The organism is Ensifer sp., from assembly GCF_035999135.1.
Classification (GTDB): Bacteria; Pseudomonadota; Alphaproteobacteria; order Rhizobiales; family Rhizobiaceae; genus Ensifer.
The window spans coordinates 1-13,075 of the sequence record NZ_DASYGZ010000099.1; the positions used below are offsets into that span (position 1 = coordinate 1).

11 protein-coding genes are annotated in these 13,075 nt (G+C 63.2%); 4 read left to right on the top strand and 7 right to left on the bottom strand.

The features are described 5' to 3' along the window. Window positions 1-760 (top strand): chaperonin GroEL (gene groEL / locus VGO12_RS11320; protein WP_327496695.1); only part of this gene is annotated, 760 nt, incomplete at its 5' end. 524 nt (window positions 761-1,284) lie between these two features. Further along, window positions 1,285-1,734 carry a hypothetical protein gene (locus VGO12_RS11325; protein ID WP_327512845.1) on the top strand — a complete coding sequence of 150 codons (450 nt, stop codon included), beginning with the start codon at window positions 1,285-1,287 and terminating at the stop codon, window positions 1,732-1,734. 82 nt (window positions 1,735-1,816) lie between these two features. On the opposite strand, the gene VGO12_RS11330 is transcribed toward VGO12_RS11325, so the two are convergent. From VGO12_RS11330 to hisS, 6 genes are all read right to left on the bottom strand, one after another. Then, entirely contained in the window at window positions 1,817-4,615 is a 2,799-nt protein-coding gene (locus tag VGO12_RS11330; protein WP_327512846.1) for a bifunctional diguanylate cyclase/phosphodiesterase, read from the bottom strand. Between the two features lie 216 nt (window positions 4,616-4,831). Continuing rightward, window positions 4,832-6,055 (bottom strand): NAD(P)/FAD-dependent oxidoreductase, encoded by a 1,224-nt coding sequence (locus tag VGO12_RS11335; RefSeq protein WP_327512847.1) that lies wholly within the window; start codon window positions 6,053-6,055, stop codon window positions 4,832-4,834. A gap of 89 nt (window positions 6,056-6,144) precedes the next feature. Continuing rightward, complete coding sequence (locus VGO12_RS11340) at window positions 6,145-6,852, bottom strand: glutathione binding-like protein (protein WP_327512848.1); 708 nt, start codon at window positions 6,850-6,852, stop codon at window positions 6,145-6,147. Window positions 6,853-6,992: 140 nt separating this feature from the next. Continuing rightward, window positions 6,993-7,688: an ATP phosphoribosyltransferase gene (gene hisG, locus VGO12_RS11345; RefSeq protein WP_327512849.1), complete on the bottom strand. Its 696-nt coding sequence runs from the start codon at window positions 7,686-7,688 to the stop codon at window positions 6,993-6,995. Beyond that, a complete protein-coding gene (locus VGO12_RS11350; RefSeq protein ID WP_327512850.1) occupies window positions 7,685-8,827 on the bottom strand; it encodes an ATP phosphoribosyltransferase regulatory subunit in 1,143 nt (380 codons plus the stop codon). The genes hisG and VGO12_RS11350 overlap by 4 nt, the downstream gene beginning before the upstream one ends. A gap of 5 nt (window positions 8,828-8,832) precedes the next feature. Beyond that, on the bottom strand, window positions 8,833-10,344 hold the full coding sequence (gene hisS / locus VGO12_RS11355; protein ID WP_327512851.1) for a histidine--tRNA ligase: 1,512 nt from the start codon (window positions 10,342-10,344) through the stop codon (window positions 8,833-8,835). Between the two features lie 429 nt (window positions 10,345-10,773). Here hisS and VGO12_RS11360 point away from each other — a divergent pair, with 429 nt between their 5' ends. Next, window positions 10,774-11,202 (top strand): hypothetical protein, encoded by a 429-nt coding sequence (locus VGO12_RS11360; protein WP_327512852.1) that lies wholly within the window; start codon window positions 10,774-10,776, stop codon window positions 11,200-11,202. A gap of 61 nt (window positions 11,203-11,263) precedes the next feature. Here VGO12_RS11360 and VGO12_RS11365 read toward each other — a convergent pair whose 3' ends face one another. Continuing rightward, window positions 11,264-11,908: a DNA-3-methyladenine glycosylase I gene (locus VGO12_RS11365; protein ID WP_327512875.1), complete on the bottom strand. Its 645-nt coding sequence runs from the start codon at window positions 11,906-11,908 to the stop codon at window positions 11,264-11,266. A 251-nt stretch (window positions 11,909-12,159) separates the two neighbouring features. On the opposite strand from VGO12_RS11365, the gene VGO12_RS11370 reads away from it, so the two are divergent. Continuing rightward, the gene (locus tag VGO12_RS11370; RefSeq protein WP_327512853.1) at window positions 12,160-12,957 is read left to right on the top strand and encodes a L,D-transpeptidase; all 798 of its coding nucleotides are present in this window, start codon (window positions 12,160-12,162) and stop codon (window positions 12,955-12,957) included. The last annotated feature ends 118 nt before the right edge of the window (window positions 12,958-13,075 follow it).

Genomic DNA, 13,075 nt, shown 5'->3' on the forward strand with positions numbered 1-13,075 from the left:
CATCCTGACGGGCGGCACCGTGATCTCCGAAGACCTCGGCATCAAGCTCGAAAACGTCACGCTCGACATGCTCGGCCGTGCGAAGAAGGTTTCGATCTCCAAGGAAAACACGACGATCGTCGACGGCGCCGGCCAGAAGGCCGACATCGAAGGCCGCGTCGCCCAGATCAAGGCCCAGATCGAAGACACCACCTCCGACTACGACCGCGAAAAGCTGCAGGAACGCCTTGCCAAGCTCGCTGGCGGCGTTGCCGTCATCCGCGTCGGCGGCTCGACGGAAGTTGAAGTGAAGGAAAAGAAGGATCGCATCGACGACGCCCTCAACGCGACGCGCGCTGCTGTTCAGGAAGGCATCGTACCGGGCGGCGGCACGGCACTCCTGCGTTCGGCCTCCAAGATCTCGGTCAAGGGCGTCAACGAAGACCAGGAAGCCGGCATCAACATCGTTCGTCGCGCTCTGCAGGCTCCGGCCCGCCAGATCGCCGAGAACGCTGGCGATGAAGCTTCGATCGTTGTCGGCAAGATCCTCGACAAGAACGAAGACAACTACGGCTACAACGCCCAGACCGGCGAATATGGCGACATGATCGCCATGGGTATCGTCGACCCGGTCAAGGTCGTTCGCACCGCTCTTCAGGACGCAGCCTCGGTTGCTGGCCTCCTCGTCACGACGGAAGCCATGATCGCCGAACTGCCGAAGAAGGACGCTCCGGCAATGCCGGGCGGCATGGGCGGCATGGGCGGCATGGACATGATGTGATAAGGCGCCAGCCTTTTCGCAGTGATCCATCCGGATCGGAAGGGCGGCCCTCGGGTCGCCCTTCTTGCTTTTTATCAAGCTTACGCGGCCGCGACGAAGCCTGCCTCGAGACTGACCTAGGGAAAAGTCCTCCCGGTTGTAGTCTCGCTTCAAAAAACCGTTGAAGTCGAAAAAAAACGAACTATAACAGCGCCCCAAGTGGGCGGAGATTCACGGGAGACTGGGTAGCGCCAAGGGAAAGCAGCCGTTCGCCGAGCCTTTTCCGATTTCGCCGCACACCCGGAACCTCTTCGAGAATATACGAAAAGAATAAAAGTATTTAATCGCAAATTAGGCCGACACTCTCCTACGAAATCACTTCGTTTGGTGAGCTTCATTACTAGCTGACGACCGTTTCACCTGAGAACTCACCCGCAGACTGCGACGGGTTCTCTTGCATTGGTCATGTTGAGCCGTATTTGCACATTGGGATGCGTTTCCTGGAGCGTCATAGGCGGCACCGGGGAAGTCTGCTGGGGTAGACCGTGTTTAAGATCACGAGAACAAATTCCGTTCCCCTCGGCGCTCCGGGACAACCACATCCCGGTCTTCCGCATCATGAGTTTCTGGAACAGTTCTGCGCCTCGGAAGGCTGGTCAGGCGACCTGTCGACCGGCCTCTTCCGGCTTGGCGAGAAGGCCGCGGCCATCCATGGCCTGCGTGACGGAGAATGCGGACTTCTCAATTTCGTCCGCTGCTACGACCCGGCCGATCGCAACCACGTGCTCGAGCTGTTCGAGCAGGCGGCGACCAGTTGCTCATCCTTCTGCTTCTCGACGACAATTGCGCTCGAAGAGGCTGGCCAGAAGCAGCCACTGTTCTGCATCGGGGAGTCATCCGGACTGGAACAGCGTTACTCCGGCACGATCCTCGGCGTCTTCTTTTTCCCGCGCTTCCTGGTGGATGGCGCAGGCCGGTCACCGCTGCGCCAGTAAGGCAGAGGCGACACCGAGGCGCCCTTGCCGGCGCCGAACAATTCGCGAACGCGCCCTGCCCCAACGAAGGCGCGGCCTGCGCTCAAGCCGCCGCCGCTTCGTCCTTATCGCCGAACAGCCGCCCGATCGGGGCCGGGCGACCCAGCAGATATCCTTGAGCCTCGTCGCAGCCTTCGGCCTGGAGGATATCGAGCTGCTTCTGGGTCTCGACGCCTTCTGCGAGCACCGGGACGGACAGGCTCTGCCCCAGCGCGAGGATCGCACGCACGATCGCCTTGGCCTGTGGGCTGGCTTCCACCTCCCACATGAAGCTCTTGTCCAGCTTGATCTTGTCGAAGGGGAACGAGCGGAGCGTTTCGAGCGAGGAATATCCGGTGCCGAAATCGTCGATCGCGATCGTGACGCCGAGTTCCTTGATCTGGCGCAGCGTCAACAGCGCCCGCTCCTTGTCGTCGATGATCGTCGATTCCGTGATTTCCAGTTCCAGCCGGTTCGGGTCGAGGCCGGTCTGGGCGAGCACGTCCTGAACGAGGCTGACGATATCGCCGTTGGCGAGCTGGACCGGCGAGAGATTGACCGCGATCTTGTGGCTGCCTTCCCATCCCGCTGCCTCGCGGCACGCTTCGCGCAAAACCCATTCGCCGATCGGCAGAATGGCGCCGCACTCCTCGGCCAGCGGAATGAACTCGCTGGGCGGCACCATGCCACGTTCGGGATGGCTCCAGCGCAACAGCACCTCGTAGCCGATGACGTCACCGGACATCACCGATTTCTGCACCTGGTAATGCAGGGCAAGCTGCTCCTTCTCGACCGCATCCCAGAGGTCGTTGGCAAGCCCGCGTCTCTGCCGCGCCGCTTCGTCCATCGATACCTCATAGAAGCAGACAGTCTGGTTGAGCGCGGCCTTCGCCCGGTACATGGCGAGATCGGCGTTGTTGATCAACGTGTCCGCGGTCTCGGCATCCTGCGGATAGATCGCGACGCCCATGCTGCCACCGGACTTCAATTCGAAATCGCCGAACCGCATTTCCTCATGCAGGCTCTTTTCGATGCGGCGCAGGAAGTCGTTGAGTTCGGAAAGCTCCTCGAAGCGCTTGACGGCCGCGAACTCGTCGCCGCCGAAGCGCGCCACGAACTCGCCTTCCTGTAGGAGGCCCTTCATGCGCTGGGCGATCGTCACCAGCACGAAGTCGCCGGCGGCATGGCCATGCAGGTCGTTGACTTCCTTGAACTTGTTGAGGTCGATGCCGACGACCGCAACCTTGCGGTTGAACCAGGTGGCGGCGTCGAGCTCCTCTTCGAGATAGCTGCTGAACTGCAGGCGGTTCGGCAGGCCCGTCAGGCTGTCGTGGCGGGCAAGGAAGGTGATCTGCTCCTCGGTATCGAGGCGCTCGGTTATGTCCTCATAGGTGCTGACCCAGCCGCCGTCGGGAAGCGTGCGGTGCTTGGTCAGGATTGAGCGGCCGTTTGCCAGCTTCTCGACGATGTCGCCGCCGCCCTTGCCGACCATTTCGACCCGATGCTTCTGGTAGAGCTCCGCGGACTTCGCCTTGGCGATGTCCGGGTCGCTGTAGATGCGGGCAAAGACGATGTCGAGGATTTCGCGGAAGGTCAGCCCCTGGCCGGCAAGCGTCTCCGAGAAGCCGAAGATCTCGCGGCATCGCCGGTTCGACAGAAGCAGCTTGTCGTTGCTGTCGAACAGGCAGATGCCTTGCGACATGTTTTCCAGCGCGACGTCGAGATTGTTGCTGACCTCGGCGATCCGCTCGGCATCCATCTTCGCCTTGGTGATGTCCTTGACGATCTTGATGAAGCCAGCGTGCCTGCCCTGCTCGTCAAGGAAGGGATCGATGACGACGTGGGCCCAGAACCGCGAACCGTCCTTGCGGTAGCGCCAGCCTTCGGTTTCGAACTTGCCGTTGCCAAGCGCCACGTCAAGCGCCTTTTGCGGCACGCCGTCGCGCTGGTCCTCTTCGGAATAGAAGCAGGCGAAGTTCTTGCCGACGATCTCCTCGGAGCGATAGCCCTTGTTGGCTTCGGCGCCGGCGTTCCAGCTCGCCACGCGGCCCTCGATGTCGAGCATGTAGATCGCGTAGTCCTTGACGCTGCGCACGAAGCGGGCGAACTCGCGCTCGGCGGCGGCGGCGGAAATCTCGGCGTGGTGGGCAAAGCCGGCGGCGATCAGCACCATCGACAGAAGGAAGAAAGCGGTGCCGGCGATGACGAACGCGAGCAGGTGCGGCTGGATCATGCCTTCGTGGCTCGCCGACAGCAGGTCGGCCTCGATCGTTACGGCGCCCATGGCGGTGAAGTGCAGCGCGACGATGCCGAGCGTCATCAGCAAGGTGGCGGCAATCTTTGCCTTCAGCCGGTCGCCGACCCGGGCGATCGTGCGCAGGGCTGCCATGTCGAACAGCGATCCGGCGACAACGGATGCAACGACCAATGTTGCGTCCCAGCGGATGCTGCCGGGCACATCGAGTGCTGCCATGCCAAGGAAGTGCATGCAGGCGACGCCGCCGCCCAGAACAAGGCCGCCGACGATCCAGCCCATGCGGTCCTGGACATGTGTCGCAATCAACAGCGCAGTCGTTGTCAGGATGATCGCGACTGCGAGCGACAGGCCGGTCAGGTCCATCTGGTAGCCGAGGACGACGCCGGGGTCATAGGCGAGCATGGCGATGAAGTGCGTTGCCCAGATGCCGAAGCCGCTTGCAATACCGGCTGCGGTCGCCCAGATCGCCTTGGCCTTGCCGGAGGATCCGCGCGCCCGCTGCAAGAGGGTCACCGCCCCATAGCTTGCAAGGAAGCAGACGAGAGCGGCCAGAACGACCAGCTTGGGATTATGCTCTACCACCAGGCACGTAAGAACCTTGATCATCGCCAATCGCCTAAATCAAATCCTGTCGGAAACGAGACCTCTCGCCTCCACTTAAGCTGTCTGTGTTGGCGTCAGGTGATTTAAGGAAATGATAAATCGAGGCCCTGCCGGGCAATTGCCCACGAAGACAATAGTTTCGTCGTTAACGAATTTTGAAACGACGCCGCCTTCAAGTTGCAGCCCGCTAGAAAGCGCTGCCAGGCGTGGTTCTCGACGCTAGGGCTGCACCAGCAGCGCCTTGAGATCCGATTGGGGATCGGCCACCACGGCACGATCGGGATTGACGCCGGTTTCGAGCAATTTCTTGCCGGTGACATAGGCCTTGGCGTCGTTGATCGCGTCGACGGCAACAAGCCGTCCCTGGCGGAAGTACCAGACGGAAACGCTGCCTTCGCGCTGGCCGGGCCTGACGATGGTTTCGTCATGGCCAAGACCAAAACCGGCGATCTGCAGCTTGACGTCGTACTGGTCCGACCAGAACCAGGGCTTAGGCGCGTACGGCTGTTCGCCGCCGGCAAGGATGGCTGCCACCGCTTCGGCCTGATCGACGGCGTTCTGCACGGATTCCAGCCGGATGCGCAGGTCTTCGAACGGCAGCACCGCGCAGTCGCCCATGGCGAAAATCGAGGGGTCGGCGGTTCGCCCGAACGCATCGACGACGATGCCGTTTGCTGTTTCGAGGCCAGCGTCATGCGCCAGGCGATCGTTGGCGGTCACGCCGATGCCGACGATCACGACGTCGACCGGCAGGGTCGACCCGTCGGAGAGTTCAGCAGCGGTGACACGGCCATTGTCGCCGACAAGGCGATTGAGGCCGGTGCCCTCGCGGATGTCGACGCCCCGCGTTTTGTGGATGTCGCGCACAAGGCCCGACGTTGCAGCAGAAGCAACGCGCTGCAGGATGCGGTCGGCCATCTCGATCACCGTCACCTCCAGCCCGCAGGTACGGGCCACGGCGGCGGCCTCAAGGCCGATGTATCCGCCACCCACGACCAGTGCCCGGCGGCCGGGTTTCATTTCTTCGGCCAGCAGATCGGCATCCCTGAAATCGCGCACGACGAAGACGCCCTCAAGCTCGCCGCCGACCGAGGCCGGCAGCCGGCGCGGCGTCGCACCGGTGGCAAAGGCAAGCACCTCATATTCGAGGGACGACCCGTCGCTGAGTGAGACGCGCTTGTCCGCGCGATCGAGCCCGGTCACGGTCGTCTCGAGGCGCACGTCGACATCGTGTTCGCCGTACCAGGCCTCGGGGCGATAGAGCAGCCGGTCCAGGCTCATCTCGCGCAGCAGGTATTTCTTGGACAGTGGCGGGCGCTGATAGGGCAGGCTCGCCTCGGAGGCGACGATGGTGATCGGCCGCTCGTCCTTCAGCGCGCGGAGCTTGGCAACCAGAGCAAAGGCGGCTTGACCGCCACCGACAACAACAAGCCTACCCGACACGCTTCCCACCCGTTTCCTATCCGTCTGTACAGCAAGGCCTAGCCTTGCGCCCGAGCTTCGTCAACTCAGACACAAGGCCGCAAGAACTGCTATTCCTTGCGCGGCACTTCCATGCCCTTTAGAGCCGCCGGGCGCGCGAGGCCACGCTCGACCCAGGCCATCACGTTCGGGAAGCTCTTGTAGTCGAGCACCTCGGCGCCGCCATAGAACCGGCGGGCGCCCTCGATCCAGGGGTAGGTGGCGATGTCGGCAATCGTGTAGTCGTCGCCCATCAGCCATTGCCGCCCTTCAAGGCGCGTTTCCAAGACGCCGAGCAGACGCTTGGCTTCGTCCCGGTAGCGCTCGACGGGATAGGAGTTGTTGGCAACCTTGTCGGCGGCAAACTTGAAAAAATGGCCGAACTGGCCGAGCATCGGCCCGACGCCGCCCATCTGGAACATGACCCAGCAGAGCGTCTCGTAGCGCCCCACCGCATCCGCCGGCAAAAGCTTGCCGGTTTTTTCGGCGAGATAAATCAGGATCGCGCCGGATTCAAACAGGCCGATCGGCTTTCCGTCCGGGCCGTTGGGATCGATGATCGCCGGGATGCGGCCGTTCGGATTGAGCGAGACGAATTCCGGCGACTTCTGATCATTGGCGTCGAAGGCGACACGATGGGCTTCGTAGGGCAGTCCGAGCTCTTCGAGCGCGATCGAGACCTTCACGCCATTCGGCGTCGGCAGCGAATAGAGCTGGATGATATCGGGGTTTTTCGCCGGCCAGCGCTTGGTGATCGGAAAGGCGGAAAGATCGGCCATAAAAGTCTCCTCAACGGAACGGGGAACGGCGGAACCGCCGTTTTCGCGACTTACATAGGAGCGGAGGGTTCGCTTTGTGAGGGCCCTACTTTAATTTTTCGCGCCATCGGGCGGCTTGCCTGCCGGCCCGATGGCCAGCGTTACAGCGCGCCGCGAACCGCCGAGATCACCCGGGCGACAACCGGATCTGCGTCGTGGCCCGGCTTGCGCGACCGCACAAGGCAAGCTTCGGAGCGCAGGATCACGCCATCCGTCAGGATCTTCAGATGGTTCGCCTTCAGCGTTGAGCCGGTCGAGGTGATATCGACGATGATATCGGCAGAACCCGAAGCCGGTGCGCCTTCGGTGGCGCCGAGGCTCTCGACGATGCGGTAAAGCTGGATGCCGTGGCTGCCGGAGAAATGGTTCTGGGTCAGCCGCCAGTACTTGGTGGCGATCGCCAGGCGCCGGCCATGGCGGGCGCGGAAATCGGCGGCGACGTCGCCGAGGTCGGCCATGGTGTCGACGTCGTACCAGACCTCCGGCACCGCAACGACGACATCGGCATGGCCGAAGCCGAGGCGGGCGCAGAATTCGACACGGGCATCGGCATTGGCAAGGCCTTCGCGCACCAGGTCCTCGCCGGTAACGCCGAAATCGATCGAGCCGCTGCCAAGTTCGCGGGAGATTTCAGACGCCGACAGGAAGGCGATTTCAACGTCGTCAGAGCCTTCGACCCGGCCGCGATAGGAGCGGTCGTTGCCGACAGCGACGATCTTCATGCCGGCGCGTTCGAAGATCGCCGAAGCGTCGTCCTTCATCCGCCCCTTGGATGGCAGCGCGATGGTAATGGTCATTGGGCGCCTCCTTCAGAGGCTATCGCCTTTTCGATACGGTCGAGCCAGAGCGAGAAGCCGACGGCCGGGATGTGTTCGCGGGCGCCGAGCAGCGTCAGCAGGCGGTCGAACCGTCCCCCGCCCGCCAGGACAGCATGGGTACCGGCAACCTCGACCTCGAAGACGAGGCCGGTATAGTAGTCCAGCGGACGCCCGAAGGCGGCGCGATAGCGGATCGCATCGATATCGGCGCCGGCCCCGGAAAGGGCTGCGACACGGGCGTCGAAACGGGCAAGCGCCTCATCGAGCTTGAGGCCGGATTTTTGCGCGAAGGCACGCAGGGCTGCCGGAGCTTCGGCGAGCGGCAGGTCGAGCGCCAGAAACTCACCGACCAGATCGAGCGTCCGCCGATCGAGCCGGGTGTTGGCCAGCTCCATCTTTTCCTTCAGCCGCCGGGCGATATCCTCAGGCGAGCGGCTGGCATTGGTGGAATAGCCCGTCGCCTCCATCGTCTCGGCGACATGAGCGACGAGACGGGTCTCGTCTTCGAGCAGTCCGTCCATCGACAGGCGAACGACTTCCGGGCCGAAGACGCCGACCGTGCGCGGGTGCGCAAGCTCGGTCAGGAGCTTCTGAAGGTGCTTCTGGTCGCCGAAGGCATGGATCAGCCGCTTCTGCCAGCCGGCCGGCAGACCGCAGGCGCCGACGACGGCTTCAAACACCGCCTGGTCGCCAAGGGTGACGCTGAGCGTGCGGCCGGGCAGGCGATTGGCAACGACGCGCATGGCATCGCCAACGATCCGCGCATCGGCGCTGGCGATGTCGGTGTCGCCAAGATCCTCGATGCCGGCCTGATAGAATTCGTTGCCGCCTTCGCGACGCTGGCGGAAGACCTCACCCAGATAGGCGTAGCGCTTCGGCGTACCGGTCACCGCCTCGATGTGGCGCAGGCAGACGGGGATGGTGAATTCCGGGCGCAGGCACAGGCTTTCGCCAGTTTCGCTCTCGGTCATGAAGATGCGCCGGCGCAGATCCTCGCCGGCCATGGCGAGGAACGGCTCGGCCGGCTGGATCACCGGGGTGTCGACCCGCAAGGCGCCGAGACTTTCGAAATCGGCCAGCAGCGCGTCGGCGAATTCGGGCAGGTTGATGAGGGCCATGATCGTCAGCCCCTTGCCCGATCCTCGGCCTGGGCCGCCAGCATTTCGCGCACCTTTTCGACCAGATCGGCCGTCGGCACCGAAACCTGTGCGACGCGCGCTTCGCGCCAGGCTGCATTGTCCTCGATCTCGCCCGACAGGCGCTTGCCCTCGATCAGGTCCTTGATCTGGACGAGGCCGGCAGCGCGCTCGTCGCCGCCCTGGATGATCGCCAGCGGCGAGCCGCGACGGTCGGCATATTTCAGCTGATCGCCAAAGTTCTTCTTGTTGCCCTGGTACATCTCGGCACGAATGCCGGCATGGCGCAGTTGCTGCACGAAACGCTGGTAGTGGCCCATGCTGTCGATGTCACGGTCCATGACGCAGACGACGACGGGGGCCAGGACTTCGGAAGCGCCGAGCTTGCCGAGGTTTTTCAGCGCCGTCATCAGCCGCGAGACGCCGATCGAGAAGCCGGTTGCCGGCACCGGCTGCCCCATGAAACGCGAGACCAGACCATCGTAACGACCGCCGCCGCCGACTGAACCGAAGACGACCTTCTCGCCCTTCTCGTTGGTGACGGCAAACTGCAGCTCGGCCTCGAAAACCGGGCCGGTGTAGTATTCGAGACCGCGCACCACCGAAGGGTCGATCTTGATGCGGTCAGCCTCATAGCCGGCGCTGACGACCAGGCTGCGGATGGTGTTGAGTTCCTGGACGCCCTCGCCGCCCCTGGCGGTGCCCGAAACGAGCGCTGCGAGTTCGTCGGCGCTTTCGGCATAATTCTGGATGCCGACGAAGAACAGCACCTTGTCGATCTGCTCGGCGTTGAGCCCCGCACCCTTGGTGAAGTCGCCGCTTTCGTCCTTGCGGCCTTCGCCGAGCAACAGCCGCACGCCTTCGGGGCCGAACTTGTCGAGCTTGTCGATGGCGCGCAGAACCGTCAGACGGGCGTTGGCCTTGTCGTCACCGCCCAGGCCGATCGCTTCCATGACGCCATCAAGCACCTTGCGGTTGTTGACGCGGATCACATAGTCGCCGCGCGCAATGCCGAGCGCTTCCATGGTGTCGGCCATCATCATGCACATTTCGGCATCCGCCTGGACGCCGGCAGCGCCGACCGTGTCGGCGTCGAACTGCATGAACTGGCGGAACCGACCCGGACCGGGCTTCTCGTTGCGGAAGACGTAGCCGGCACGATAGGTGCGGAACGGCAGCTGGATCTCGTTGAAATTCTCGGCGACGTGACGGGCGAGCGGCGCGGTCAGGTCGTAGCGCAGCGACATCCACTGGTCGTCATCGTCGGTCAGCGAGAACACGCCTTCGTTCGGACGGTCGCTGTCGGGCAGGAACTTGCCGAGCGCGTCGGTGTATTCGAACAGCGGCGTCTCGACCGGATCGAAACCATAATGCTCGTAGACCGCCCGGATCTTGCCGATCATTTCGTCAGTCGCGCGAATATCGGCGGCGGAGCGATCGACAAAGCCGCGCGGCAGGCGGGCCTTGAGCTTCTGCGGTTTCTTCTGTTTCTCGGTCATTTGAGCATTCCAGACTGTCAGCGTGTTGGCTGCTTTCCCTATCGGATCACTTGAGGTGCGGCAAGGGTTTGAACCCTGCAAACCGCGCCTCAGGGCCGATGCCTGCCGGTGTCACGCGACCGCACGGCAACACAGGCGCCGGCACGCGCGTCGCAGGCCTATTGCGTCACATCATCGTTGGAAGGACTTGACCTCAACCACAGGGCGCACTATTCCACAAACAATCACTAAAAGTTTATTCGATAAACGATCATCCACATTCCGATCTCGCGGGGGATCGACTATCTTCGCGCTCAACGGAACGCGCGACCTGCGACGACCCCTGGCGCAATGATTGCACCGAATCCGACCCACGGCAGAGATTTCGACGGAAAGCCACGCGACGGTATCGACCGCGCCCGCACAACGTCGCGACAAGAGAGAGGCATCATGCTGAGATACATGACACCTGGCTCAGGAGCCATCCAGTCCGGGCAACTGGACGCGGACACCACGTGGATGCGCCACCTCGACGAGAGGGACTACCTGGTCGAACCGTGGCATTGCGACCTCGCAAGCGGCGTCTTTCATCTCGGCCAGCAGACGGCGTCACTGCTCGGCCTGCCCGCCCGCTCCTGCGGCATCGTCGATTTCACCCGCGCCTACGACCGCAAGGATCGCACCACCATCCTCAACATCCTGGAACAGGCGACCGCTTCGCCATCGTCGTTCTGCTTCACCGCGATGGCGCGCGCGTCGACATTGAATGCGGCGCAGCTTTTCTGCATCGGCCGATCCGTTCTTGACGCGCCGAGCGGCGAGGAGCGCCTGCAAGGCATATTTGCCGTGCGGCGCGAGCGCGTCGTGCTCTGCGCCTGAGCAGGAGATCCGCCGGACAATCGGTGCCCGTGGGGCCGCTGCCCTCTGGCGGCCACCGCCGTCAGGCCGCTCGAATGGCCGGGCGCGCGAGCCTGCCGCGCAGATCGTCCACCACCGCACGGCAATGGCAGCCTTCGATATGGTCGTTGACCAGTCCCATGGCCTGCATGAAGGCATAGATCGTCGTCGGTCCGACGAAGGTCCAGCCGCGCTTCTTCAGGTCCTTGGAGATCCGGGTCGAGGTCGGCGTCGTCGGATTGGCGACGATCGCCTCATAGGTCACCACCTCAGGGCGCTCCGCCGCCCCCGGCTCGTAGGACCAGAAATATCCGGCGAGCGAGCCGAACTCCTGCCTGAGTTCCTGCGCACGGCGGGCGTTGTTGATGGTGGAGACGATCTTGCCGCGATGGCGCACGATGCCCGTGTCGGCAAGGCAGCGCTCGACATCGGCGTCCCCGAAGGTCGCAACCCGATCGAAATCGAAGCCGGCGAAAGCGGCGCGGAACGCCTCGCGCTTGCGAAGGATCGTCAGCCAGGAGAGGCCCGACTGGAAGCCCTCGAGGCAGATCTTCTCAAACAGCCGGCGGTCATCGGTGACCGGACGCCCCCATTCCTCGTCGTGGTAGCGACGATAGTCATCGACATTGCCCTGCCAGGCACAGCGCAAAACGCCGTCGTCACCCGTCACAATACCCTTGGCCGTCATCGCCTTTTGCCCCTCCATACCGCTCATTTCCCTACCTTTACCATTTGCAAACCAGATTCCTAAAGCGGCGGATAACCCTACCCAGAGCTTTATCGCCGCCTTCGCCTTTTAACGAACGGCCGTTTACCATTCGGTGGCCCCGCGGTGACACGATCGCGCCATTGCCAAGGCGCATGCCCGTCCGAGCGTTCCGTTCTTCGGCCGCCTGCGCCCCCTTGATTGATTTCGGCGAAAGGTAGCGAGTCCGTCCGATGTTGAAAAAATCCCTTCTTCTAGCCGCCTCCCTTCTGGCCATTGTCGCCAGCCCGGTCGCCGCACAGGACCGGTATCAGAACCGTCCGCCCGTCGTCGTTAGCCCCGACCTCACCGCCCCCTGGGTGATGCAGCTCGGCGGCCAGCAGCAGACGCGGCAGCGGCAGGTGACCTATCGGCAGCAGATTCCGCAGGCCACCCGAAAACAGTTCTATCCGCAGGCTCAGGTCGCCAAGCCGCAGGTTCAGGTCGGCAAGCCACAGGTCAAGCGCCGCACCGTCAATCCGCTGTTCCAGCCGGCCAATGCCACGCGCGCCCAGCGGCCGGTGAAATCAAGGTTCGATCCGCAATACCTGCCGCAGACGGTCGCCTACGAGACCCAGGAGAAGGCGGGCACGATCGTCATCGACACCAACAACCGCTTTCTCTATCTCGTGACCGGCAATGGCGAAGCGCGGCGCTACGGTGTCGGCGTCGGAAAGCCGGGCTTCGAATGGGCCGGCGCCCACAAGGTCACCCGCAAGGCCGAGTGGCCGAGCTGGACGCCGCCGCAGGAGATGATCAGTCGCGAGGCGGCCAAGGGTCATTACCTGCCGGCGCGCATGGACGGCGGCCCGGAAAATCCGCTCGGCGCGCGCGCCATGTATCTCGGCTCGACACTCTACCGTATCCACGGCACCAATGCCCCCTGGACGATCGGCTATGCCGTTTCTTCCGGCTGCATCCGCATGCGCAACGAAGACGTCGTCGACCTCTACGAGCGGGTAAAGCTCGGCACGAAGGTTATCGTCATCTAGTTGGAGCATAGCGTAGAATATTCCCCCGCCCTCGAACGTGTTGCTGTTGCGGATGCGTGGTCTTCAGGCAACAGCCACTGAAAGAGATACAAGTTCTGCGATCACGTTTGATCGACCG